Source organism: Mitsuaria sp. GD03876 (assembly GCF_029840635.1).
Lineage (GTDB): Bacteria > Pseudomonadota > Gammaproteobacteria > Burkholderiales > Burkholderiaceae_C > Roseateles.
Genome location: NZ_JAOCCU010000018.1, coordinates 19183 through 44064 on the forward strand (window position 1 = coordinate 19183; position 24882 = coordinate 44064).

Annotated in this window: 24 protein-coding genes; 4 read left to right on the forward strand and 20 right to left on the reverse strand. The window is 69.0% G+C overall.

What is annotated here, in order from left to right; translation table 11 throughout:
* Positions 1 to 144: 144 nt before the first annotated feature.
* Positions 145 to 522: a response regulator gene (locus N5D62_RS13280; protein WP_279758298.1), complete on the forward strand. Its 378-nt coding sequence runs from the start codon at positions 145 to 147 to the stop codon at positions 520 to 522.
* Between the two features lie 91 nt (positions 523 to 613).
* On the opposite strand, the gene N5D62_RS13285 is transcribed toward N5D62_RS13280, so the two are convergent.
* From N5D62_RS13285 to N5D62_RS13325, 9 genes are all read right to left on the reverse strand, one after another.
* Complete coding sequence (locus tag N5D62_RS13285; RefSeq protein WP_279758299.1) at positions 614 to 1033, reverse strand: SWIB/MDM2 domain-containing protein; 420 nt, start codon at positions 1031 to 1033, stop codon at positions 614 to 616.
* Positions 1034 to 1316: 283 nt separating this feature from the next.
* Positions 1317 to 2747, reverse strand: coding sequence for a sulfite reductase subunit alpha (locus tag N5D62_RS13290; protein WP_279758300.1), 1431 nt, complete (start codon positions 2745 to 2747; stop codon positions 1317 to 1319).
* Complete coding sequence (locus N5D62_RS13295) at positions 2744 to 3832, reverse strand: FAD:protein FMN transferase (RefSeq protein WP_279758301.1); 1089 nt, start codon at positions 3830 to 3832, stop codon at positions 2744 to 2746. The genes N5D62_RS13290 and N5D62_RS13295 overlap by 4 nt, the downstream gene beginning before the upstream one ends.
* Positions 3829 to 4677, reverse strand: coding sequence for a DUF4198 domain-containing protein (locus N5D62_RS13300; protein WP_279758302.1), 849 nt, complete (start codon positions 4675 to 4677; stop codon positions 3829 to 3831). Before N5D62_RS13300 ends, N5D62_RS13295 begins: the two co-directional genes overlap by 4 nt.
* A 38-nt stretch (positions 4678 to 4715) precedes the next feature.
* Positions 4716 to 5261, reverse strand: coding sequence for a DUF2271 domain-containing protein (locus N5D62_RS13305; RefSeq protein ID WP_279758303.1), 546 nt, complete (start codon positions 5259 to 5261; stop codon positions 4716 to 4718).
* A gap of 116 nt (positions 5262 to 5377) precedes the next feature.
* A complete protein-coding gene (locus N5D62_RS13310) occupies positions 5378 to 6037 on the reverse strand; it encodes a PepSY-associated TM helix domain-containing protein (RefSeq protein WP_279758304.1) in 660 nt (219 codons plus the stop codon).
* Positions 6034 to 6714, reverse strand: a complete 681-nt coding sequence (locus N5D62_RS13315; RefSeq protein ID WP_279758305.1) for a Fe2+-dependent dioxygenase — start codon at positions 6712 to 6714, stop codon at positions 6034 to 6036. The genes N5D62_RS13310 and N5D62_RS13315 overlap by 4 nt, the downstream gene beginning before the upstream one ends.
* A 92-nt stretch (positions 6715 to 6806) precedes the next feature.
* Entirely contained in the window at positions 6807 to 9080 is a 2274-nt protein-coding gene (locus N5D62_RS13320) for a catecholate siderophore receptor Fiu (RefSeq protein ID WP_279758306.1), read from the reverse strand.
* 356 nt (positions 9081 to 9436) lie between these two features.
* A complete protein-coding gene (locus tag N5D62_RS13325; protein ID WP_279758307.1) occupies positions 9437 to 10426 on the reverse strand; it encodes a TerC family protein in 990 nt (329 codons plus the stop codon).
* A 301-nt stretch (positions 10427 to 10727) separates the two neighbouring features.
* Here N5D62_RS13325 and N5D62_RS13330 point away from each other — a divergent pair, with 301 nt between their 5' ends.
* Positions 10728 to 11084, forward strand: a complete 357-nt coding sequence (locus tag N5D62_RS13330) for a phage holin family protein (protein WP_279758308.1) — start codon at positions 10728 to 10730, stop codon at positions 11082 to 11084.
* Between the two features lie 45 nt (positions 11085 to 11129).
* Here the strand turns inward: N5D62_RS13330 and N5D62_RS13335 are convergent, their stop codons facing one another.
* On the reverse strand, positions 11130 to 12698 hold the full coding sequence (locus tag N5D62_RS13335) for a M48 family metalloprotease (protein WP_279758309.1): 1569 nt from the start codon (positions 12696 to 12698) through the stop codon (positions 11130 to 11132).
* Between the two features lie 62 nt (positions 12699 to 12760).
* Here N5D62_RS13335 and moaC point away from each other — a divergent pair, with 62 nt between their 5' ends.
* Entirely contained in the window at positions 12761 to 13243 is a 483-nt protein-coding gene (moaC, locus tag N5D62_RS13340) for a cyclic pyranopterin monophosphate synthase MoaC (RefSeq protein ID WP_279758310.1), read from the forward strand.
* A 45-nt stretch (positions 13244 to 13288) separates the two neighbouring features.
* On the forward strand, positions 13289 to 14869 hold the full coding sequence (locus N5D62_RS13345; RefSeq protein WP_279758311.1) for a sulfatase-like hydrolase/transferase: 1581 nt from the start codon (positions 13289 to 13291) through the stop codon (positions 14867 to 14869).
* A 10-nt stretch (positions 14870 to 14879) separates the two neighbouring features.
* Here the strand turns inward: N5D62_RS13345 and N5D62_RS13350 are convergent, their stop codons facing one another.
* From N5D62_RS13350 to sucC, 10 genes are all read right to left on the reverse strand, one after another.
* The gene (locus N5D62_RS13350) at positions 14880 to 16703 is read right to left on the reverse strand and encodes an O-antigen ligase family protein (protein ID WP_279758312.1); all 1824 of its coding nucleotides are present in this window, start codon (positions 16701 to 16703) and stop codon (positions 14880 to 14882) included.
* An 82-nt stretch (positions 16704 to 16785) separates the two neighbouring features.
* Entirely contained in the window at positions 16786 to 17547 is a 762-nt protein-coding gene (tfpZ, locus tag N5D62_RS13355) for a TfpX/TfpZ family type IV pilin accessory protein (RefSeq protein ID WP_279758313.1), read from the reverse strand.
* Between the two features lie 91 nt (positions 17548 to 17638).
* A complete protein-coding gene (locus N5D62_RS13360) occupies positions 17639 to 18064 on the reverse strand; it encodes a pilin (RefSeq protein WP_279758314.1) in 426 nt (141 codons plus the stop codon).
* Positions 18065 to 18353: 289 nt separating this feature from the next.
* Positions 18354 to 19133: a 3',5'-cyclic-nucleotide phosphodiesterase gene (locus N5D62_RS13365; protein WP_279758315.1), complete on the reverse strand. Its 780-nt coding sequence runs from the start codon at positions 19131 to 19133 to the stop codon at positions 18354 to 18356.
* Positions 19134 to 19298: 165 nt separating this feature from the next.
* Positions 19299 to 19955: an FHA domain-containing protein gene (locus N5D62_RS13370; protein ID WP_279758316.1), complete on the reverse strand. Its 657-nt coding sequence runs from the start codon at positions 19953 to 19955 to the stop codon at positions 19299 to 19301.
* 39 nt (positions 19956 to 19994) lie between these two features.
* Positions 19995 to 20789, reverse strand: coding sequence for a Stp1/IreP family PP2C-type Ser/Thr phosphatase (locus tag N5D62_RS13375; protein ID WP_279758317.1), 795 nt, complete (start codon positions 20787 to 20789; stop codon positions 19995 to 19997).
* The gene (locus N5D62_RS13380) at positions 20786 to 21856 is read right to left on the reverse strand and encodes a serine/threonine-protein kinase (RefSeq protein WP_279758318.1); all 1071 of its coding nucleotides are present in this window, start codon (positions 21854 to 21856) and stop codon (positions 20786 to 20788) included. The genes N5D62_RS13375 and N5D62_RS13380 overlap by 4 nt, the downstream gene beginning before the upstream one ends.
* 18 nt (positions 21857 to 21874) lie before the next feature.
* Positions 21875 to 22606, reverse strand: coding sequence for a TerC family protein (locus N5D62_RS13385; RefSeq protein ID WP_279758319.1), 732 nt, complete (start codon positions 22604 to 22606; stop codon positions 21875 to 21877).
* A gap of 193 nt (positions 22607 to 22799) precedes the next feature.
* The gene (gene sucD / locus N5D62_RS13390) at positions 22800 to 23693 is read right to left on the reverse strand and encodes a succinate--CoA ligase subunit alpha (RefSeq protein ID WP_091730292.1); all 894 of its coding nucleotides are present in this window, start codon (positions 23691 to 23693) and stop codon (positions 22800 to 22802) included.
* Between the two features lie 27 nt (positions 23694 to 23720).
* Entirely contained in the window at positions 23721 to 24881 is a 1161-nt protein-coding gene (gene sucC, locus N5D62_RS13395) for an ADP-forming succinate--CoA ligase subunit beta (RefSeq protein WP_279758320.1), read from the reverse strand.
* Between the last annotated feature and the right edge of the window lies 1 nt (position 24882).

Genomic DNA, 24882 nt, shown 5'->3' on the forward strand with positions numbered 1-24882 from the left:
GACACGGACCCGCGTCAACGCCTGAACGGGCGGGTCGAGGGGCGGTTCCGCGGCCCCGTCGGGCGAGTGACGTCGGTGGCATGGACAACGCTGGCAGGGCCGGCTTTCGCTGGTATCGTGCGCACTCTCCCGCCCGCCGCCGCCATGTCGTCCTCCCCCGCCGCCCGCCACGTCCTCTACGTCGAGGACGACCGCATCAACATCGTGCTGATGGAGGAGGTCTTCCGCCTCATGCCCGGCTGGACGCTGGACGTCGCCGAGACCGGCGCGCAGGCGATGGAGATGCTGCCGCGGGTGATGCCGTCGCTGGTGCTGATGGACATGAACCTGCCCGACATGAACGGCCTGGAGTTGATGGCGCTGGTGCGCGCGGACGCGCGCCTGGCGTCGCTGCGCTGCATCGCGCTGTCCGCCGACGTGATGGACGACCAACGCCAGCGCGCCCGCGCGGCGGGCTTCCAGGATTACTGGCTCAAGCCGATCGACGTGCGCCAGCTGCGCGCCGCGCTCGAGCGTCTCTGAGCGCCGTCCAGCACGGACGCCAGGGACGCAAAAAAGCCCGCGCGAAGCGGGCCTTGTCCTGAACGACGAAGAGGCCTCGCGGCCTCCGCGTTCAATCCTTCAGGTGGCTGTTGATCAGGCGGGTCATCTCGAACATGTCGGCCTTGGCCTTGCCGAAGATTTCCTTCAGCTTGGCGTCGGCGTTGATGACGCGCTTCTGCGCGGCGTCCTGCAGGTTGTGCTTCTTGATGTATTCCCAGACCTTCTTCACCACGTCGGTGCGCGGCAGCGGCTTGTCGCCGACGATCGCGGCCAGCGCGGGGCTGGGGGTCAGGGCCTTCATGAAGGCGGCGTTGGGGGTGCGCTTCTTGGCGGGAGCGGCAGCCTTCTTCGCGGGGGCGGCCGTCTTCGTGGGCGCGGCCTTCTTCGCAGGTGCCGCCTTCTTCGCGGGAGCAGCGGCCTTCTTCGCAGGTGCCGCCTTCTTGGCCGGTGCCGCCTTCTTGGCGGGCGCGGCCTTCTTCGCAGTTGCCATTTCGATTCTCTCCATCAAGGGTTGTTGATGTGCCGGGCCCTGGTGAAGGTCTGACGCCTTCGGTACTCGTTGGCACCCTGCGCGGGCAATGGTACTGCGCGCCTCTGTCATTGAGAAGGCTTTGAGAGGGGAGAAACGGCCTTGGAGTCAACGCCGTCCCCCGTGTTTGTCGCGCTTGCGCATCAAACGCCGCGTGTCCTACGCGGCCCTCGCGTCACCACCTACGGGGTTCCCCGTGGTCATCGGCCTTCGCCGAGGGTCGCGAGCCACCGCGCGCGATCGCTCAGTAGACGTCGCGCCGGTAGCGGCCGTCGCGGATGAGCGCGTCGACATCGGCATCGCCGAGCGTCTCGCGCAGCACCTCGTCGACCGCGCCGGCCATCCCCTGCAGGCTGCCGCAGACGTAGAGCGCGGCGCCGTCGGCGATCCACGCGCGCAGCCGGGTCGCGTGTCGCGCGAGCAGGTGCTGCACGTGCACGCGTTCCGCCTGGTCGCGCGAGAAGGCCCAGTCCGCCTGCGCGATCACGCCGTCGCGCTGCCAGGCCTCGATCTCGTCGCGGTAGTGCGCGTCGTGGGCCGACTGGCGTTCACCGAACAGCAACCAGGCCGGCGCGGCGCCGCCCGTCACGGCGGCATGAGCGGCGACGTGGGCGGCCGCGCGCGCCTTCAGGTGCGCGCGCAATCCGGCCAGCCCGGTGCCGTTGCCCACGAGGATCAGCTTGCGATCGGCGTTCGCGCCGATGCGGAAGCTCGCATGCGGCCGCAGCCGCAGCGCGACGGTGCCGTCCAGCGGCAGCCGTTCGGTCAGCAGTCCCGAGGCGAGTCCCGGGCTGCCGTCCTCGCGCGCCGTGCGGCGCACCATCAGCGCGACGCTGCCGTCCGCCGGCAGCGAGGCGATCGTGTACTCGCGCGGCCGATGCGCGTCGTCGCCGCCTTCATCGCCCGCCAGGCTGACCTGCACCAGGTCGCCCGCTTCCCACGCCGGCAGCGGCGATCCGTCCGCCGGCACCAGCTCGAGGTGGAACACCGGTCCGCCCTGGCTGCCCGGATTCAGATGGCGGCGCGCGCGCAACCGCCATGGCGCGAAGACGGGCGCTTCCCATTCGGCCAGGTCGGCGGTGCCGGCGAAGTGGCTCAGCCGCTGCCGCCATTGCGCGAGCGCCTGGGCATCGGCGCGATCGGCCTCGATGCGATCGAACATCGGTCGCGCGCCGCGCTCGCGCAGCCAGGCGTCGAGCGCGCGACCGAAGCCGCAGAAGTGCGTGTAGGTCGCGTCGCCCAGCGCGAGCACGCCGACCTGCAGCGACGACAGGTCGAGGGCCTCGCCCTCCGCGGCGGCCATCAGGTCGCGCGCGAACGGCGCGGCGCTGTCGGGCGCGTCGCCTTCGCCGTAGGTGCTGGCGATGATCAACGCATGTCGCGCGCCGAGCAGCGCGTCGCGGTCGACCTCGCCGAGCGCCGCGACGCGCACCGGCATGCCGGCCAGGTGCAGCGCCTTCGCGGTCTGCCAGGCGAGTTCCTCGGCCAGGCCGGTCTGGCTCGCATGCAGCACGAGCACCGGCGGGCCGGCATCGGCGGCGGGCAGCAGCGCGGCGGATTCCTCGGCCGCCTGGCGCAGCCGCCGGCGATGGCGCCACGCGACGGCGGCGCACATCAGCAGGTAGAGCGCGACCAGCAGCAGCGCCGTCGCGGGACGGGACAGGACCACGCTCATTCGCCCATCAGTTGCCGCATGGCGGCGGAGAAGCGTTCCTCGAAGCCGCCGCCCTCGTCCGGCGTCCGGCGCCGCACCAGCAGCGCGGCCAGGCCCAGCCGATCGGCCAACGCGAGGCCTTCGTCCGGTCCGAGCACCATCAGCGCCGTCGACCAGCCGTCGGCCCACATCGCGCTGTCATGCACGACGGTCACCGACGCCAGCCCGTGTTCCACCGGCCGGCACGAGCGCGGATCGATCGTGTGGGAGCGCCGCCGCCCGTCGCCGTCGACGAAGACCTTGCGGTAGTCGCCGGAGGTCGCGACCGACAGGCCGTGCAGCGCGATGCGCACCGGCGCCAGGCCGCAATCGGCCGACGGCGGCTCCAGGTCCACCCACCACGGCTGGCCGCCCGGCTTCAAGCCGGCGCCGCGCAGCTCGCCGCCGATCTCGACGAGGTGATCGGGCACCCCGAGCCGCGTCATCAGCGCCGACACGCGGTCGACCGCATGGCCCTTGGCGATCGCCGACAGGTCCAGCGTCACGCCGCCGGTCTGCGTCAGCACGCGCCGCGCGGCATCCCATGGCAGGCCGGCCCAATCCGGCCGGACGCGGGCGCAGGCCTCGTCGGACGGCGGGCGGAAGTCCGGCGCGTCGTGTCGCGGCGCGAGCGCCGTCTCGCCCGACGGCCCGAAGCCCCACAGCGCGACGAGCGCGCCGGCGGTCGGGTCGTAGGCGCCGTCGCTGGCCGCGGCGATCCGCAGCGCGGCATCGACGACGAGGGCGAAGCCGTCGGGCAGCGCCTGCGCGCTGGGACCCGGCGCGCGGTTGAAGCGGCTCAGGTCCGAGTCCGCCGCCCAGTGGCTCATCTGCGCGATCACCTCGTCGCAGACATGGCGCACCGCCTCCTCGATCGCGGCGAGGCGCAGCCCGGCCGGACCGATGAAGCGCAGCGACCAGGTCGTGCCCATCGTCTCGCCGGCGAGCGCGTGCGTCACCTGGCCCAGCGACGGCGGCTCGCCGTCGATGCGCAGCGGGACGAGGACGCGCGGCTCGAGCGACCTGCCCGCGCCGTGCGTCGCCGTCGTCCCGCGCGCGGGGCTCACTTGGGCAGCACCTCGAAGGTGGCGCTGACGCTGGCGCGCTGCACCGGCGCCTCGCGGGTGCCGGTGGGCGCGTTCGGGCCGCGCGCCGGACCGGTGCTCGCGCCGAGGAAGTAGCGGCCGGGCTCGGTCCACTCGACGGTGAACTCGCCCTTGGCATCGGTGCGGAGCTCGACCTCGCCGAACTTGTAGCGGTAGCGGTTGCCCTCGCGGATCAGCTTGAGCTGCACGTCCGCGGCCGGCTTGCCGTCCAGCACCAGGCGGAACTTCGTCTTGTCGCCATGGCTCAGGTCGGTGACCGGGCCCAGCGGCAGCAGCTCCAGGCCGTCGCCCTCGGGCTTGAACGCGATCTTGCCCGGCTCTTCCTTGCTGACGAAGGTCTGCTGGCGGTTGGTCATCACCGTCATCGCGGTGACCTCGGCATCGGCCGGCAGGTCCTTGGCCAGCGTCGCCGGCGTGCCGCGGAAGCGCTTGGTCTCGCCGCCCTGCTTGTAGCTGCCCATCACCGACTGGCTGACGTTGCTGACGCGCCAGGTGCCGTCCTGCGTCAGCTTCACGTCGAAGCTCTCGCGGTGGCGCGCGGCGCCGCGGTTCTCCGCCTCGACGCTCTTGCCGTCGGGCGCGGTGATGCGCAGGGTCTCGAGCTTCAGCGCGCGCTCGAAGTTGAACAGGTCTTCCGAGACGGCCGCGTCGAACGAGGCCACCGGCTCCTTGCCGTCGAAGGCCGCCTTGTTGGGCAGCAGCCAGGTCATGTGCGCGTGCGCGCTCAGCGGGACGAGCGTGGCGACGGCCAGCGCGACCGGGGCGATGCGCGCGGCCAGGCGGGCGCCGATCGAAGTCTTCATCATGGTGAGGTCCTCCGTGTTCTGTCGGGGGGTCGCGCCGCTCAGGGCTTGACGCTCAGTTCCAGCGCGCCGAGCTCGTGCTCGCCCTGCGCCTTGACGGTGGCGCTCGCCTTGACCGGCCAGGTCAGCGGCAGGCGCTGCACCTCGCGGCCGCCGGCCTCGCGGCTGGACTCGACGACGATGTCGTACTGGCCCGGGGGCAGCGCGGCCAGCGCGGCGCTGGTGTCCAGCGCGATCGCGTGCTCGCCGGGGGCGCGCGTCGCGGCGCTCACGCCGTCGGCCGGCAGCGTCATCGCGCGGCCGCCCTGGCGCCACCACTGGCGCATGTCCTTCACCCACTTGGTGCCGGCGTTGTTCTGCTTCTTGATGTCGTACCAGACCGCCAGCTGCGCGACGGCGGGACCGGATTCGCCGGTCTTCTCGACCCAGACGGCGACGTAGGGGCGGTGGTACTCGGCCACGTTCAGGCGCGGCAGTTCGAGCTTGAGCTGCACGGAAGCGGCCCAGGCGGACGAACCCGTGGCCAGGAGACCCAGCGTGCCCAGGGCACCGAGCTGGAGAAGGGGACGACTTGCGGAGCGATTCATGGACGAAGTCTCGGTTGGGGGTCGGGAGGATCCTGGCGGCGGCTCGGAACGCGAAGGGGACGGCAAGGAAACGAGGCGGCCGGGCGCGCCGTCGCGGCGCCGGCCTCCGGTGCGGGTCAATGGATCAGCAGCAGCGCCAGCAGCGCGGGGATCACCAGGCCCAGCCCGACCAGCGGCCAGGTGCTGGGCCGGGCGACGGCATGGAACTTCAGGATCAGCAGCCCGGTGATCGAGAACACCAGGCAGGCCGCGGCGAAGACGTCGATGAACCAGCTCCAGGCCGTGCCGGCGTTGCGGCCCTTGTGCAGGTCGTTCAGGTAGGAGATCCAGCCGCGGTCGGTGTCCTCGTACTCGACCTCGCCGCTGTCGCGGGCGATGCGGATCCAGGCGTCGCCGCCCGGGCGCGGCAGCGCCAGGTAGATCTCGTCGCGGGTCCATTCGGCGTCGCGGCCGTCGACCGGGCGATCGAGCGCCTGGGCCAGCCACGCGCGCACCGGCGCGGGCACGGCCGCCTTGCGGTCGGCCTCGCTGCCGGCGGCCGGCTTCAGCGATGCGGCGAGCGCCTCGGGCAGCTGCGCGGTCTTGCTGACGATCGCGGGCGTGGCCTCGATGCTGGCCGCGTGGTTCAGCGTGATGCCGGTGACGGCGAACAGGATCATCCCGATCAGGCAGATCGCCGAGCTGATCCAGTGCCACTGGTGCAGCTGCTTGAGCCAGGCCGCGCGCTGCGCCGGCTTCCTGGCGGCGTCGCCGCCGGTGTGGGGCGCCGCGCTCATGTCTCGGCCCAGAGCCGCAGCAGGTTGTGATAGTGGCCGGTGAGGGCGGTGGTCTCGGCGTCGTCGCCGAGCCGGCCGCGCAGCTTCTGGATGGTCTGGTCGAGCTCGAACAGCATCGCGCGTTGCGCGTCCTGTCGGATCAGGCTCTGCGTCCAGAAGAACGAGCACACCCGCGCGCCGCGCGTCACCGGCATCACGCGATGCAGGCTGGTGCTGGCGTAGACGATCAGGTCGCCGGCCGGCAGCTTGACCTCGTGGGTGCCGTAGGTGTCGACGACCTCGAGCTCGCCGCCGTCGTACTCGTCGGGCTCGCACAGGAACAGCGTCGAGGACACGTCGCTGCGCAGCGGCTGGTCGCTGCCGTGCTGGCGCATGATCGCGCCGTCGACGTGGAAGCCGTACTGCTCGCCGCCCTCGTAGCGGTTGAACAGCGGCGCCAGCGTGCGCAGCGGCAGCGCGGCGCTGATGAACAGCGGATGGCGCGCCAGCACCTGGCGGATGTGCGCGCCAATCTCCAGCGCCGCCGGATGGTCCACCGGCAGCTGGCGGTTGTGCTTGACCTTCGCGCCCTGCTCGCCCACGGTGGCGCGGCCGTCGGTCCAGTCGGCGGCGTCGAGCAGGCGGCGCATCTCGCGCACGTCCTGCTTGGAAAGCACTTCGGGGATGTGAAGAAGCATGTCCGGATCGAATCAGTTCAGGAGGCCGGGACGGACGACGGCCCGTCCCCGCTAGGACGGGGACGGGCCGGCCGTACGCTACCTCAAACCGGTCAGAAACCGATGTTGGCCATCAGGGTCGCGGCACGCGGAGCGCCCAGCACCAGGCGGCTGCCGCCGTTGTTCAGCGAGGACATGTATTCCTTGTCGAACAGGTTGGTGACGTTGAGCTGCAGCGTGAGGTTCTTGTTGACGCGGTAGGCGCCCATCACGTCGACCACGGTGTACGACGGCAGCGTCGACAGGCCGTTGGACGGCGTGGCGGCCACGGTGATCACGCGCTTCTGCTCGGCGGTGTGGCGCACGCCGCCGCCGATGGTGAAGTCACCCCACTGGTACGAGTTCCACAGCGTGGCGGACCACTTCGGCGTCCAGCGCACGCCGTCCGTGACGGTCTGCACGCCGGTCGTCGCGTTGACGCTGCGCTGGCTCAGCGCCTTGGCGTCCATCGTCTGGAAGCCGGCGGTGATCTGCCAGAAGTTGGTGATCTGGCCCACGGCCGCCAGCTCGATGCCCTGCACGCGGGTCTTGCCGCTCTGCGTGGCGACGTTGGTCACCGCGTCCACCGAGACCTGGCCGTCGTTCTCGCTGCGGTACAGCGCGGCGGTCAGGTTCAGCTTCTTGTTGAGCAGGTCCCACTTCGTGCCGATCTCGTAGTTCTTGGTCTCCTGCGCTTCGGCGGAGGTGCCGTTCTGGCCCGAGGCGGCCAGCGTCGAGTTCGCGCCGCCCGGCGGGGTCAGCGAGTTCGCGGCGGCGGCGTAGACGGTGGCGTTGTCGGCGAGCTTGTACAGCGCGGCGAGGTTCCAGCTGGTGACCCACTTGGCGGTGTCCAGCGCGCCGGTGGTGGCGCTGCTGTACTTGACCTTGTAGTGCTCGGTGCGCAGGCCGGCGGTGAGCTTCAGCGCATCGGTCACGGAGATCGTGTCCAGCGCGTAGATCGCGGCGGTGGTCGTGCTGCCCGAGGTGTCGGCGGCCGGGTTGCGGGTGGAGCCGCCCAGGTCGACGTTGGGGTTCGGGTGGTACAGGTTGGCGACGTTGGTGCCGGCCGGGATCACGGCGGTGTAGCCGCGGTTGTCCTGGCTCTCGTACATCAGCTCGATGCCGGTGGACAGGTCATGCTTGATGCCGCCGGTGGCCAGCGTGGCGTTGACGCTGGTCTGGTTGGCCAGGATCTCGTTGGTCTGGTTGACGCGCTGGCGCGAGCGGCTGATGGTCCACGTGTTCTGGTCGGCCGGGTTCACCGCGACGATCGCGTTGATGCCGGTGACCATGCGGTCCATGTAGGTGCGGCCGTAGCGGGAGATGTTGCGCACCGTCATCTGGTTGCCGATGTCCATCTCGAGCTTGGCGGAGACCATGTCCGCCTTCACGTCCTCGTAGTCGTGGACGCTGCCGTAGAAATTCTTGCTGTCGATCTTGGGCGCGGCCATCAGCGCGGCGGCCTGCGCCGGCGTGACGGTGGCCGAGGTCACGGCCGTGTAGCCGGGCCAGCCGATCGTCGGGATGCCGCCGTCCGGGCGGTTGTTCTGGCGCAGGTGCTGCGAGTACAGGAAGAAGCGGGTCGGCGTGTTCAGGCCGAATGCGATCGACGGCGCGATGCCGTAGTTCTTGCGCTTGACCTCGTCGCGGCCCGGGACGCCGTAGTCCTGCCACACCGCGTTCAGGCGCACGGCGCTGTTGTCGAGGATGCGCTGGTTGACGTCGACCGAGGCGCGCTTGCGGCTCGCGGTGCCGACGGTGACGGTGCCGTCGATCGAGTTGTCCAGCTGCGGCAGCTTGGTGATCAGGTTGATGTAGCCGGCGCTGGCGGCGCGGCCGGTGTCGGCGCCCGCCGGGCCCTTCACCACTTCGATCTGCTCGATGTTGAACACGTCGCGCGTGACCGCGCCCAGGTCGCGGATGCCGTCGACGAAGGTCGAGGTGCTGGCGCTGAAGCCGCGCATCTGGAAGGTGTCGCCGGCGGAGGTGTTGCCGTTCTCGCCCAGCTGCATCGTGATGCCCGGGGTGTTCTGCAGCGCCTCGATCAGCGAGACCGCGCCCTGCTCGCGCAGCACTTCCTTCTTGATCACCGAGATCGTCTTGGGCGTTTCCAGCAGCGGCTGGGTCAGCTTGGACGAGGCGCTCTTGTCGGCCTTGTAGGGGGCCTGCGCGGTGCCGTCGATCTTGACCTGCGGCAGGTAGGGCGCGCCGGAGGCGGACGCGGCCGACGTGGACGCGTCGGCCGGGGCGGGGGCTTCGGCGGCGTGCGCCAGCGGCAGGGTCAGGGAGGCGGCCAGGGCAGCCAGCGGGGCCACCGCATGCTTGCGGCTCTTGATGTAGCGGGACATGGAATCGAGCTCCGAGGGGGAAGTTCTTCTGAGGGTTCTGGCTCGGCTGGCTGCGCGTGGCGGCGTCGTCCCGACGCTTCACGGCGCACGGTGACGGGCCCCCTCCCTGGATTCGCGACTGGCTGGCGGTGGTGGGTGATTGAGGCCGGTAGGACTCAAAGGCCGCAAATGCTAAGCATTCTCATTTATATGTGTCAAAGAAATGCTGCACCGCAGGGCATTCCGCGTGGCGAACGCGCGACGCCCATGTTTCCGCCCGGTAAAGCAAAAACCCGCGGGACGCTCACGCGTCACGCGGGTTTGGGGGAATGGGGACCGCGCGCCGGGCCGGCCGGCCCGGGCGGGTCAGCCGGCCGTCAGCCGACCGTCTTGGGCGGCTCGTCCGAGCGGCGTTCCGGCAGCTTGGGCGCGGTCTTGAGGCTCCAGACCATCGTGATGGCCAGGATCGCCACCACCACGCCCAGCGACAGCAGCACCGGGATCTTGATCACGTCGATCAGCATCATCTTGGCGCCGATGAACACCAGCACCACCGCCAGGCCGTAGCTGAGCAGGTGGAACTTGGACGCCATCGCCGCCAGCAGGAAGTACATCGCGCGCAGGCCCAGGATCGCGAAGATGTTGGAGCTCAGCACGATGAACGGGTCGCTGGTGATCGCGAAGATCGCCGGGATCGAGTCCACCGCGAAGATCACGTCGGTCATGCCCACCAGCGCGATCACCAGCAACATCGGCGTGGCGATGCGCTTGCCGTTCTCCATCGTGAAGAAGCGTTCGCCGTCGAAGTTCTTGCTGACCGGCAGCACCTTGCGCAGCAGCTTCAGCGCGGGGTTGTCCTCGAGGTCGGGCTCCTGGCCGGCCGCCCACCACATCTTGATGCCGGTGATCAGCAGGAAGGCGCCGAACAGGTAGAGGATCCAGTGGAACTGCGCGATCAGCCAGCCGCCCACCAGGATCATCACCGTGCGCAGCACGATGGCGCCGATGATGCCCATCATCAGCACCCGCTTCTGGTAGGCCGAGGGCACCGCGAAGTAGGTGAAGATCATCAGGAAGACAAAGATGTTGTCGACCGCCAGCGATTTCTCGATGAGATAGCCGGTGATGAACTCGAGCGCCTTGGTGTTGGCCAGGTCGGTGCTGCCGGTGCCGTCCTTGACGGCCCACCACAGCAGGCCCATGAAGGCCACGCTCAGCGCCACCCAGACCAGCGACCAGTTGATCGCCTCCTTGACGCCGACATCGTGCGCGCCCTGCTTGCGCAGGACGACGAAGTCCAGGATCAGCGACACCACGACGATGCCGACGAAAACCACCCACAACCAGGTGGGCACGATCGTGCTCATTTGCGCTCCTTGCAAGAGTCGGACGGCCAGCTTGCGCCATCCCGGGGTTCAACGACAACGCGCCGGACGGCGCGGTGCGAACGAAAGGTCTTGCAAGGCTGACACGGCGGGCGGGGTCGGGGGGACCTCGCAAGTCCGGAGTCAGGTGCAGGGCCCGGCTGCCTGTGGGGCAACGTCTTGACGGGCTTCTGCCGCGGCGGCGCCGCGCGGCTACTCCCCTTTCGGAAGCTTCGGATTATCTTTCAGTTCGCCGACTTCAAGTTCGAATTTTTCTGATGACGAGTGCCGCTATGCTGAGCGGATGAAAACGCTGACCCGTTGGATGCTGCTGGCCGCGGCCCTGCTGCTGGTGGCGCACCTCTACCCCGGCGTCCAGGTGAAGGGCTTCGTCACCGCGCTCATCGCGGCCTTCGTGCTGGGCCTGTTCAACACCATCCTGCGGCCGGTGCTGGTGCTGCTGACGCTGCCGGTGACGCTGCTGACGCTGGGCCTGTTCCTCTTCGTCATCAACGCGCTGCTGTTCTGGGCGACGGCCACGGTGCTGGATGGCTTCACCGTCGCGGGCTTCGGCGCCGCGCTGATCGGCTCGCTGATCTATTCGCTGTGCGGCATGGCCATCGACGTGCTGATCGAGCGCCTCTTCCCCGACGCCGAATAAGAAAAGGCCGCTCCGAGGAGCGGCCTTTCTGCTGCCGTCACGCGTTCATGGCTCCGCGCCCGGCGGCACGCCGCGCGGGTACATCTCCGCGAGCAGCTGCCGGCGCTCGTAGCGCAATTCGCGCAGGCGCGCGTCGATCACGGACGCCTCGAACTGGTCGGCCGTCTTGGCCCGGCCCTGGCGCTCGGCCGACGCGAGCCGGTCGATCGCCCCGGTGATGTCGCCCAGCGCCGCGCGCGCCTCGCCTTGCGCCCGCAGCGAACGCAGCGGCTGGCCCAGCTGCTGCCACAGCGTCCCGCTTTCCTGCCAGGCCAGCGCGTCCTGCGCATGCAGGGCGAGGTGGGTCTGCAAGGCCTCCGCGGCCTCGCGCTTCACCTCCGGACGCGGGTCCACCTGCGCCAGGTCGGCGCGGATCATCAGCATCGGGCGCGAGCGCTCGTCCTTGAGCGCGTCCAGCGCCGCGAAGCCGGCTTCCGGCTTCGCGCGGGCGAGCTCCAGTTCCGCGCGCGCGTAGACCAGCAGCCGCTTGGCGCCGGCGTCCGCGCCGAGCAGCCCGGCCAACGCATCGGCCGTCTTGAGCGAGGCCTCGGCGCGCGAGAAATCGCGCAGCTTGATCGAGGCCAGTGCGCTCGTGTAGCGCGCCGCGAGCTGGTCGATGTTCTGCGTCTGGCGCGAGCCCGCGTCCAGGCCCTGCAGCACGCGCCACGGATCGGTGCGCTGGTCCATCAGCACCCGCGAGCGCGCGGCCATCAACACATGCTCCGAGGTGCCGACCAGCTTGCCCGCGCCGGCGGTGCCCAGCCGGGCGCGGGCCTCGCCGATCCGCTCGCTGGTCAGCGGGTGGCTGCGCAGGTAGGGGTAGGCGCCCGAATCCATCAGGTGATAGGCCTGCTCCATGCGCTCGAACATGCTGGCCATGCCGGCGCCTTGGTAGCCGGCCTGCGTCATGACCTGGAAGCCGACGCGGTCGGCCTCGCGTTCCATGTCGCGCGAGAAGTTCAGCTGCGCCTGCGCGGCCGCGGCCTGGCTGCCGACGATCGCCGCCTGCGCGCCATCCATGCTGCGGCTCTTGGCCGCGGCCAGGATGCCGATCAGCAGGCCCGCCGTGGCCAGCAGGCTGGTGCGGGCGTCGCCGACGATGCTGCGCGCGATGTGCCGCTGCGTGACGTGCGAGAGCTCGTGCCCGAGCACCGAGGCGAGCTCGTCGCGCGCGCCCGTCATCGCGACCAGGCCCAGGTGCACGCCGACATAGCCGCCCGGCAGCGCGAACGCGTTGACCGACTTGTCGCGCACCAGGAAGGCTTCCCAGGCGAAGCGGTCGTTGGTGTCGTCGCTGATGTTGCCCAGGCGGCGCGCCGCGTCGACCAGCGGCTGCCAGGTGTTCTGCACGTACTCGAGCAGCAGCGGGTCGTCGATGTAGTCCGGATCGACGCGGATCTGCCGCATGACCTGGTCGCCGAGCTTCTTCTCGGCGCCGATGCTGACCTCGGCCGACACCGAGTCGCCCAGCGCGGGCAGGTTCACCTGTGCGAGGGCGCCCTGGCCGATCAACGCGGTGCTGAGCAGCGCGGCCAGGCAGCGCTTGCTCAGGGAAGGGGGGTTCAGTCGCTTCAAGGGATCTCCGGGGACCAGAACTATGATGACGCCTCTACGGTTTCGCGATTGTTGCCGCGCCCATGAGCTCGCCTCTGACCCATTTTGACGCCGACGGACAAGCCCACATGGTGGACGTCTCCGGCAAGGATGTCACGCACCGCGTGGCGCGCGCGGCGGGACGTATCCGGATGAAACCGGAGACCCTCGCGCTGATCCGGGATGGACACGCGAAGAAGGGCGATGTCATCGGCGTGGCGCGCATCGCCGCGATCCAGGGCGCGAAGCGGACCGCGGACCTGATCCCGCTGTGCCATCCGCTGCCGATCACGCGCGTCGCGGTGGAGTTCGCGATCGACGAAGCCGCGAACGCGGTGGTCTGCACCGCGCAGGTCGAGACGCATGGCCGCACCGGCGTCGAGATGGAGGCGCTGACCGCCGTGCAGATCGGCCTGCTCACCGTCTACGACATGTGCAAGGCCGCTGATCGGGGAATGGTCCTCGAACAGATCAGAGTGTTGGATAAACGCGGCGGGAAATCGGGCGAGTGGGTCGCGGAGCTGTGATCGCGGGCTGGGCTCGCGATATCAGTTCCTTGTGCTTCCTTCCTGATGAAACGTCTCCTGCCCTTGGGCTGGATGCTGCTGCTCGCGGCGCCGGCCCTCACCGTCTTCAGCGCGATCAATGAATGGGACTTCGCGCCCTTCACCCTGGTCGCCGTCTCCACCTGGCTGATCCTCGGTGCCCGGCTGGTGCTGCCGGCACGCGCCTACTACTGGGGCAGCCTGCCGTTCCAGTGGTTCGGCATCGTCGCCATCGCCGCCGCCTCGCTGCGCCGGGTGGACGTGCTCGAGTTGGCGCTGATGATCCGCATCTACAACTTTGGGCAGATGGACAACGCGCTGGGACCGTACCTGATCGGCGCGGTGGCGCTGGCGGTCGGACTCGCGCTATGGGCTCGCCAGTGCGTGCGCGTGGACCACTCGGTCATGCCCCGGCGCCAGGCGATGGGACTGCTCGTGGCCGGCGGCCTCGCCCTGGGCCTGTGGGTGCCGGGGCTGCTCTGGCTGCGCGCCTGGCCGTTGAACGCGGTGGCCGTGACCATCGCCAGCAGCGCCGGATCGCGCACGATCGACAACCTGCTGTTCCCCAACAATTCGCTGAGCAATCCACGACCGCCGGACGCCTCGTGGCAGCCGTTCCGCATCGGCGCGCCGACGGGCCCTGAGACCTACGTCTTCGTGATCGGCGAGAGCGTGCGCGCCGATGGCCTGCGGGAATGCGGCGCCCCGGCACCGATGCCGCGCCTGCGCGCGAACGTCCTGGTCGCGTGCGACGTGACCTCCGGCTCCGACGGCACGCACACGTCGGTGCCATTGCTGATCTCGCGCGAGATGCCCGGCGTGACGCAGCGCGTGCCGTCCGATGCCACCTTCCAGAAGGCGTTCCAGGAACTGGGGTTCCGCACCTACTGGCTCAGCATGCACAATCCGACGCTGGGCTGGCCCGATGCCCAGGAGCAGGCCTATGTCGGCGCGGCCGGCCGCAACGGCCAGATGCTCGACGGTCGCGTCGACGCCATCCTGGCCGACGGCCAGGAGCGGCGCGCCATCGTGCTGCATTCGTACGACGTGCATTCGCCCTACTGCACGCGGTTCTCGCGCCAGGCGCCGCATCCGTTCCCCGACACCTGCGACCGCCTCAACGACCTGCCTACGCCGGCGAACCTGCAGGACTGGAAGCATGCGTATGGCAACGCGGTCGCCGACACGATGGGCTTCCTGGACGGCCTGATCGACAAGCTGAACCGCCTCCCGGGGCGGGTCTTCCTGATCTACACCTCGGACCATGCGGAGGCGCTGCTCGACGATCATCGCGAGCTCTTCGGCCATGCGATGCGCGAGCCGACGCGATGGGATGTCCACGTGCCGGCGGTCTTCTGGGCCAACGATGCCTGGCGCCAGGCGAATGCACGGGCCTGGCGCCGGCTGGCGGCGAATCGGGAAGCCCCGTTGATGCACGCCGACCTCGTGCCCACGCTGTTGGGCGCCGCGAGCATCGGATATCAGGAGGAGCGCAGCGATGTCTACGACCTCACCGCCGTCCTGGCGCCGATGCATCGGGATCGGTTGATCCAGCGCAACATCGGCCGGACCATCAGCTGGCAGCAGCTGGTCGACGACGCCCGCTAGCCGCCGGCCGTCAGCGCAGCTCCCGGAAGCTGTACGCGCGCTGCGGCGGCTCGCACTGGAACGGCTTGGCCGCGGCGCCGAGTTCGGCGACCTCGTCGCATTCCGCCAGCCACTCCTCGCTGGCGGCGTTGTGGAACTCGCGCAGCCGCTCGACCAGGTAGCGCGCCTTGTCGGTCTCGCCGACCGCGTGGAGCGACTTCGCCCAGGCCATCAGCAGCCGGGTGTCGATCAGGTGATGGCCGGTGCGGCGCGCGGCCTCCAGCGCCACGGGACCGGGCGGCTGCACGGTCGCTTCGGCGTAGTCGGCCTGCAGCGCGAACAACGGCGACCGCTGTCCCGCGGCGATGCGGTCGTCCAGCGAGACCGCGCCAGCCGGCGGCGCATAGATGTGCACGATGCGCAGGTAGTCGACGATCACCAGCGGCACGGCCGCCGCGACCGCCAGGCCGAGTGCCGCCACCAGCGGACGACGCTGGCCGGCCGGCATCGCGTCAGCGGGGCCGGAGGCCGCGCTCGATGTCGCGGCGGGTGCCGCCTCCGCGAGGCACAGGCCGAACGCCAACGCCGCGGGCAGCAGGAAGTAGGCATACCAAAGCGGGTACTCGAGCTGGCTGTGCAAGCCGATCATCACGACGAGCATGCCGGCGCAATGCGCGGCAGGGCCGCAGCGGACCGCGCGCGCGAGTCCCTGCCACAGCCCCCGCGCGAGCAGCCCCAGCGTCAGCAACCCCAGCGGCAGGCCCATCTCGACGAGCAGCTGCATCTCCATGTTGTGGGTGTGATCGAAGAAGGCGACCGGGCGGTCCGGAAACGGCGTCAGCGTCCAGGCGAGGTTGAAGTCTCCCCATCCCGATCCCGTCAGCGGGTACTGCGTCAGCAGCGCGGCGGCATTCCGGAGGATGGCCCAGCGGGACGGCGATCCCGCGCCTTCGTCGGAAATGCGCGATTGCGCGCGGAACGCATGCTGGCCGAGCGCGCTGTACAGGTCGAGAAGCCCCCAGCCGACCGCGAACATCACCGCCGTCGACACCAGCGCGAAGCGTACGCGCGGCGCGAGCCGCCGATCGACGACGCCCCAGACCACCAGCAGCGCGACGCCGATCCAGCCGGTGCGCGAGCCGCTGAGCAGCACGCAGAACACGAAGAGGAACAGCAGCACGTACAGCGCGACGAGGCCGCGGCGCTCGCCGCCCAGCCGCCGGGCCAGCCATCCGCCTTGGGCGAGCCAGACCGAGGCGACGCAGGCCCACATCAGCAGGCTGGCCAGGTGATTGGGCTGGCGCATGTTGCCCACGGCGCTGCCGACCACACCCGATCGCGCGATGAAGGTGCCGTCGGCCAGCGAGGGGAAGAACATCTGCACGAAGCAGACGATCACGCTCAGCGCGCCGGCGGCGGTCAGCGCGACGCAGAAGACCGTGATCAGGTCGTCGCGCTGCGCCGGGGTGACCGCGCGTCCGACCTGCACCGCGAGCAGCGCGCCGAGCAGCATCGCCGCGCTGGTCAGCGCCATCGACCAGGGCAGGCCGTTCAGCGTCGGCGCCATGAGCGCGACGGCCGTCATCAGCAGCAGCGCCAGCGAGACGCCATCCAGGCGGTCGGCGAGCGACACGACGCGCAGCGTGCGGCTCCAGGCCAGGCCGGCGACGAGGAGACCCAAACCGGCGAATGCGGCCAGCTGGTTGTAGAGGGTGGCCGACGGCGTCTGGTTGTAGGCGATCAGCGGCGCGAGCGTCACGCCGATCAGCAGGCCGGCCAGCGTGAGCCACTGGCGATGCGGCGCGGGGAACGTGTCGGGGAATTCGGCGGCGGGCGCCGTCGCGGCGAGCGTCATGAACGGTCCGGGTCGTGAGGACAGGGCGTGACTCTAACGCCCGCCGGACCGCGCGCCGCGAGCGACCGCTCGCGGGTGAGGATCAGAAGCCGTCCACCGGCGCGAAGCCGGCCGGGTCGCCGCTCGTCTTGTCGAGCAGCACCGACCAGTCGTTGCGCTTGGCGAGCATGGGGATATAGATCAGTTGCTCGATCGGCTTGCCGGTCTTGGCGACGGCGGCGCGGAGATCGTCCGCCTGCGCCGGGTGTTTCGCCAGCAACTCGGCCACCGGCTTGCCGGCCTTGCGCGCCGCGGCGCGGGACGGCTCATCCCAGAGGCGCCAGAAGCTCGGCCGCTGTCCCAGGTCGGCGCCGCCCATGGCGGCCATGACGGCATCGAAGGTCTCGTCGCCCCGCGCGTCGCGGGTCCCGACCAGCTTGGGGCCGGTGAGGGAGAGACTTCGCAAGCCTTCGGGCGCCTTCGGAAGCTCCGCCTCGACGACATCCGCCGCGATCGCGACGCGGAAGCGTTCGCCCTCGAGCGCGAGCACCACGGGCCGCGCGACGAACATCGTGTGCGTGCCGTAGGCCAGGCCTGCCAGCTGCAGCGCGACCACGACGACCATGTCCCGCCACAGTTCGGCCTTGCGCTTGGTGACGTCGAAGACCACCAGCGTGATCAGCGGTCCCAGCACGACGTCGACGCCGACGATCAGCAGGAACAACGTCGCGCCGCCGGACACCTCGCTGTACGGCCACGGGTACCAGAGCAGGAACACGATGGCCGCCACGGAGGCGGCCACGACCAGCGTGAACGTGAAGTGGAGCAGGGACGCCTTGAGGCGTCCGCGAAGCGTGGGCGTCATGGGCTGGACGGGGATGATGAAGAATCGATTGTGGCGCGCCGGAAATGACAAACGGGGCCGAAGCCCCGTTGTTCATCCTTGGAAGGATCGATTACTTGCAGCTGGCGGCGACAAACTTCTTGTCGACGGTGGCCGTGCAGACCCAGTCCAGCGATTCGCCACCGGCGGTCGGGGTGCCGGTCAGGATGATCGTCTTGCCGTCGATCAGCGAGTCGCCGATGCCCTTGGCGGTCGAGGTCACGACAGCGGTGGCGCCGCCGGCGTATTCAACCTTCGAGACGTACTGGCTCTTCAGGATGTCGACCTTGATCTGGCTCACGTCCGGGATCGCGGCCTTGACCGTGTAGTACTCCTGGATCTGGGCCTTCGGCTGGGTGGCGGCGGCCATCACTTCAGCGACCTTCGTCTTCTTGATGTAGTCCGAGTAGGCCGGCAGGGCCACGGCAGCCAGGATGCCGATGATCGCCACGACGATCATCAGTTCGATCAGGGTGAAACCTTGTTGAACGCGCTTCATGAAAAAACTCCTGAGAGAGGAAGTGGGGTAGAGACGACCCATTGAACGCAGGGGCCGTGCCAGCCACTTTCCTTCCCGGATCCGTGAATGACTTCACGTCCGGCCGCCCGACGGCCAACACCGAGTGACGCTTTTTGTCAGTCGACCTGCCGAAATTTGTCACCCGCGTTGTCGCTGACAAGGTTTGTCGCCCCACTTCCAACCGTCCTCTTTCCGTGCCGGCCCGCAGAAGCGACACCGCCCGCGGCGGGGTCCGGCGCGGGCGGTGTCAGGGGTATTTGTAACAGCGTCAACCCAGCGCGAACTCCTGGAAGTTCTCCAACGCGGACAGCCGGTGCGTGGTCTGCAAGCCCATCACCGCATCCATCACCGCCGCGCGCTCGCCCGGCTTGATGTGGGTGATGTGCACGTCGATCGCGCCGCCGAGCTTGGCGAGCTCCTCGCGCAGCGTCGTCGGGCACAGGTGCTTGCTGATGCCGGCCAGGCCGCATTCGTCGTCGCCGAACGCGCATTCGATGATCAGGTGAGCGACCTTGATCTCCGACAGGCGCTGCCAGAGCGCGGGATTGGGGCCGGTGTCGCCGGTGAAGACCCAGTGGCCCGACTCGCCGGCGTCGACGGCGAATCCGACCGCCGGCACCGTGTGGGCGGCGCTGAGCACCTCGATCCGGCGGCCGCCGAGGTCCAGCCGGTCGCCGACGGCGAACTCGTGGAAGGTCAGCGCGGGACGTTCCGGCGAGGGCAGCCGGGTGAAATCGGGCCAGATCACGCCGTTGAAGACATGGGCGCGCAGCGCCTGCAGCGTCTCGGGCAGCGCGTGGACGCGAACCGGCGGCCGGCCCGCTTGCGCGCGGCGGCGCTGCACGGTGTCGGCCAGCAGGCCGATGGCCAGCACATGATCGAGATGGGAATGCGTGACCAGGATGTGATCGACCTTGGCCATCGCCTCGACGGTGAGCTCGGCCACGCCGCTGCCGGCGTCGATGAGCACATCGTCGTCCAGCAGGAAGGAGGTGGTCCTGTAGCCGGCCGCCAGGGCGCCGGCGCAACCGAGCACGCGAATCTTCATGCGAGGAACTGTAGAGCCACCCTCGCCCGCCGCTAAGCGCCGAATCCTCGATTCGCCGACTTATTGCCGTCGCTTACGCGACCCCGCCGGGATGCCGTGAAAACCTGCACGCGCGTAGGTGATCGCCCGACAGCGCGGAAGCATCTCGATACAGGAATCGGCCTGTCAGGCCTGCACGAACTGCATCTGCGTGCCCGCCAGCTCGATCACGTCGCCGTTCTTCAGCGGGACGGATTCGGCGGTCAGCGGCGCGCCATTGACCACCGGTCGGGCGCCGCCCTCGACGTGCGCGAACACGTAGCCGCTGGGACGCTTGGTGATCGAAGCGACCTGCACGCCGGGCTTGCCGACGGTCGTCACGACCTTGGTCAGCGTGACCTCGCGGCCAGCCGCCGGGCCGTTCAGCACCTTGATCGCGGCCGGCGCGGTCGACACCGGCGCCGGGCCCAGGCCGCCGAACGACGACGGCAGCCCGAATCCGCTGCTCGGCGCGGTGCCGGGGCGCAGGATCATCGTCTTTTCGTAGTCGGCGTTGTCCTCGACCAGGTACTTGATCTTGTACTTGCCGACCTCGATCACGTCGCTGTGCGAGAGTAGCTGCTTCTTGATCGCCTTGCCGTTGATGTACGTGCCGTTGGTCGAGTTCAAGTCCTCGATGAACACATCCGCACCGACCATCTGCAACACCGCGTGCTCGCCGCTGACGGCGAGGTTGTCGATGACGATGTCGTTGTACGGCCGACGACCGAGCGTGGTCTTGTCCTTGGTGATCTGCACTTCCTTGATCACCACGCCGTCGAGCGACACCACCAGCTTGCCCATGCTTGACCTCGAGTCCTGTCTTATTTGTAGCGGGCCGCCTCAGCGGCGCCCATTGTTACGACTGAATGGCCACCACGCCCATGGCTTGGTGCGACTTTCCGCGCGAACCAGAACGATCGCAATATTATCCTTGCCGCCCATGTCATTGGCCGCGTCCACCAGTGCCTGCGCCGCTTCGGGCAGGTCACTGTGGCTTTGCAACACCTGTGCCACGCTGACGTCATCGACCATGTCGGACAGTCCGTCACTGCAAAGCAGGACTTGGTCGCCGGGCAGCAGCTCGTGCTGATGGACTTCCAGCATCACCGTGTCTTCCACCCCCACGGCCCGGGTCACGAGGTTCTTGTTGCTGCTGAAGACCGCCTCTTCCGGCGTCAGCAAGCCGGCGTCGATCTGTTCCTGCAGCAGCGAATGGTCCCGGGTGAGCTGCACCAGTTGGCCGTCCCGGTAGCGGTAGGCGCGCGAGTCGCCGACATGTCCCAGGAGCAGGCTCTGCTCCCGGAACACCGCCAGCACCAGCGTCGTCCCCATGCCGGCATAACGCGGGTTCGTGTTGGCGGCGTTGAAGATCGCCCGGTTGGCGTTGTCCACGCAGATGTCCATCGCGCGACGGACATCGATGTCGGTGGCGTGCTGGCCGGCCTCGGCCAGCCAGCGTCCCAGCTCGGACTTGATGAACGCCGTCAGCATCTGGCTGGCGACTTCGCCGGCGTTGTAGCCGCCCATGCCATCCGCGAGGACCGCCAGCCCGACGCCCGGCTCCAGGGCGACCGAGTCTTCATTGTTGTCGCGCACGCGTCCGGTGTCGGTGGCGCTGAAGAACTCCAGGGTCATGTCTTGCTGGCGGGATCGGCTGGGGGAAGAGGATTGTGCACTGCGCCCTGGGACTGTAGCCGCAAAGTCTGCTCGAACGCCTGTCCCGCCGGTGGGGGGGGTGTGGCGCCGGTGCTATTGGCCAATTCCACCGGAATCTGGGCCAGCACGGCCTCCAGATCCTGGGCCAGCGGGTCCCCGCGCTGGTAACGCAATTCGGGGCGCTTCTCCAGCGCGAGCGCGACCACCATCGCCAGCGATTCGGGGAGTTCTGGCCGCAGCCGGCGAACGTCCGGGGCCGGCTGGTTCATGATCTGGTGCATCAGCGTGGCCATCGACTCGGACTGATGCGGCAGATGGCCGGTCAGCAGCTGGAACAGCATCGCGCCCAGCGAGTAGAGGTCGGTGCGGCCGTCCACCTGCAGCCCGGCGAGCTGCTCCGGCGACATGTAGGACGGCGTGCCCAGCACCAGCCCGGTCCGCGTCCGGCTGCCGTCGGCCACCCGCGCGATGCCGAAATCCATGATCTTCACGCTGCCGGACTCGCGCTCCAGCATCACGTTGGCCGGCTTGATATCGCGGTGGACCACGCCGTGGCCATGCGCGTAATGCAGCGCCCGCGCCAGACGCGCGCCGAGCAGCAGCACCTCCCGCAGCGGAAGCAGTTGTCCGGGACGGGTGTGGTGGCTGAGGTCCTGGCCGACGACGTACTCCATCGCGATCCAGGTGTCGCCGGCGCTTTCGCCGGCGTCGAGCACCCGCAGGATGTCGGGATGATCGAGATGCCGTGCCGCGCTGGCCTCGCGCATGAAGCGGTCGCGGACGTCGATCAGGTCCTCGGGCGCGAACTCGCGCTGCAGCGCCAGGCGCTTGATCGCCACGGTCTGGCCGTTGCGGCGGTCGACGGCGCGATGGACGACGGCCATCGCGCCGCGGCCGACTTCCTCGCCGATCTCGTAGTCATCGAGCGCGACACCCGCCGAACGCGGCATCGGCTGCGTCGTCGGCAGGGTGTCCGGCGAGCCATGTCCATCGCCTTCGGACGCGCCCCGGCCCAGCAGCCGTTTCAGGAAGCCGGAGGCGCTCATGACATGGCGGGCCTTTCGTCAGGCCTCGGCCGGCCGGCGGCCGGCCAGCAGCTTGCCGACGATCAGCACGAACAGCGCGCCGCCCACGCCCAGGGCGTAATAGACCTGCGGCAGGACTTCGGACGTGCCCGGCTTGTCGCCCGGCTGCATCGGCACCCAGGCGTTCAGCGCCGGATCGGTGACCAGCATCGTCCCGGCGATCCAGCCCAGCAGCATCGCGCCCAGCGTGATCACGATCGGGAACTTGTCCATCAGCTTGATGACCAGCTGGCTGCCCCAGACGATGATGGGAATCGACACCAGCAGGCCGAAGATCACCAGCGGCATCTGGTGGCTGCCACCCGCGCCTTCGGCGGCGCCGGCGATCGCGATGACGTTGTCCAGGCTCATCACGAAGTCCGCGATGATGACGGTCTTCACCGCGCCCCAGAGCTTGTCGCTCGCTTCCATCTTGGAATGGTCGTCGTCCGCCTCGGGCAGCAGCAGCTTGATGCCGATCCACAGCAGCAGCGCGCCGCCGACCAGCTTCAGGAACGGCAGCTTGAGCAGCGTCAGCGCGAAGAAGATCAGCACGACCCGCAGCACGATCGCGCCGGCGGTGCCCCACAGGATGCCCTTCGTGCGAAGGGCCGGCGGCAGCTTGCGGCAGGCGAGCGCGATGACGACGGCATTGTCGCCACCCAGCAGGATGTCGATCAGGATGATCTGGCCGACGGCGAGCCAGAACTCGGGGCTGGTGAGCATGTCCATGGAAGGGAACCCGCGCCGGGCGCCTCGCGCGGAAGGCCCAGTCTAAAGCGTTGGAGGGATGAACGAGCGAAGGGGCCCGAGGGCCCCTTCATCCGTTCGAGGGGGTGACGGCGGATTGTCCGCGTCGCCCCCGCCGTTCCGCTTGCGTGAAATTACGCAGCGACGGTCTCCAGCATCAGGTTTTTCCTGCTACTTACAGCAGGCCCTTCAGCAGCTTGCCCATTTCCGACGGGTTGCGGGTGACCGTGAAGCCGCACTCTTCCATGATGGCGAGCTTGGCATCGGCGGTGTCCGCGCCGCCCGAGATCAGCGCGCCGGCGTGGCCCATGCGCTTTCCGGGAGGGGCGGTGACGCCCGCGATGAAACCGACGACCGGCTTCTTCATGTTGGCCTTGCACCAGCGGGCCGCTTCGGCCTCGTCCGGGCCGCCGATCTCGCCGATCATGATGACGGCGTCGGTGTCCGGATCGTCGTTGAAGGCCTTCATCACGTCGATGTGCTTCAGGCCGTTGATCGGGTCGCCACCGATGCCGACAGCCGAGGACTGGCCCAGGCCGATCTCGGTCAGCTGCGCCACCGCTTCATAGGTCAGCGTGCCGGAGCGCGAGACCACGCCGATGCGGCCCTTGCGGTGGATGTGGCCGGGCATGATGCCGATCTTGATCTCGTCGGGCGTGATCAGGCCGGGGCAGTTCGGGCCCAGCAGCAGCGTCTTCTTGCCGCCGGCCAGTTCCTTGGCCTTCATCTTGTTGCGCACTTCCAGCATGTCCCGGACCGGGATGCCTTCGGTGATGCAGATCGCCAGGTCCAGGTCGGCCTCGACGGCTTCCCAGATCGCGGCGGCGGCGCCTGCGGGCGGCACGTAGATCACCGACACGGTCGCGCCGGTCTGGGCGGCGGCTTCCTTCACGGTGCCGTAGATGGGGATGTCCGAGAACTTCTCGCCCGCCTTCTTGGGGTTCACGCCGGCGACGAACGCGTTCTTGCCGTTGGCGTAGGCCTGGCAGCCCAGGGTGTGGAACTGACCGGTCTTGCCCGTGATGCCCTGGGTGATGACCTTGGTGTCCTTGTTGATGTAGATGCTCATGTCGTATTCCTTGGCTGGGTCTGCGGCTTACTTGACGGCGGCGACGATCTTGGTCGCGGCTTCGGCCATGGTGTCGGCGGCGATGATGGGCAGGCCGGACTCGGCCAGCATCTTCTTGCCCAGCTCCTCGTTGGTGCCCTTCATGCGGACGACCAGCGGCACGCTCAGGTTCACGGCCTTGCAGGCGGTGATCACGCCTTCGGCGATGGTGTCGCACTTCATGATGCCGCCGAAGATGTTCACGAGGATGCCCTTCACCTCGGGGTTCTTCAGCATGATCTTGAAGGCCTCGGTGACCTTCTCGGCGGTGGCGCCGCCGCCGACGTCCAGGAAGTTGGCCGGCTCGCCGCCGAACAGCTTGATGGTGTCCATCGTGGCCATGGCCAGGCCGGCGCCGTTGACCAGGCAGCCGATGTTGCCGTCCAGCGAGATGTAGGCCAGGTCGAACTTGGAGGCCTCGATCTCAGCCGCGTCTTCCTCGTCCAGGTCGCGGTAGGCGACGATTTCCGGGTGACGGAACAGCGCGTTGGCGTCGAAGTTGAACTTGGCGTCCAGCGCGATCAGGTTGCCCTTGGAGTCGCAGTTCAGCGGGTTGATCTCCACCAGCGACGCGTCGGTGTCCATGTAGCACTTGTAGAGCTTGGCGAACAGGTCGACGGCCTGGTCCACCGAGGCGCCGGTCAGGCCGATGGCCGCGGCGATCTTCTTCGACTGCTCGGTCGTGATGCCGGTCAGCGGGTCGATGTACTCGGTGATGATCTTCTCGGGGGTCGAGTGGGCGACTTCCTCGATGTCCATGCCGCCTTCGCTGGAGGCGATGAAGGCCACCTTCTGCGTGCCGCGGTCGGTCACCAGCGAGACGTACAGCTCGTTCTTGATGTCCGCGCCTTCCTCGATGTACAGGCGGCGGACCTTCTGGCCGGCCGGGCCGGTCTGGTGCGTGACCAGCTGCATGCCCAGGATCTGCTCGGACAGCGCCTTCACGTCGTCCAGGCTCTTGCCGAGCTTGACGCCGCCGCCCTTGCCGCGACCGCCGGCATGGATCTGCGCCTTGACCACCCAGACCGGGCCGCCCAGCTTCTGCGCGGCTTCGACCGCTTCTTGCACCGTGAACGCGGGAATGCCGCGCGGCACCGGCACGCCGAACTGGCGCAGGATTTCCTTGCCCTGGTACTCGTGAATCTTCATA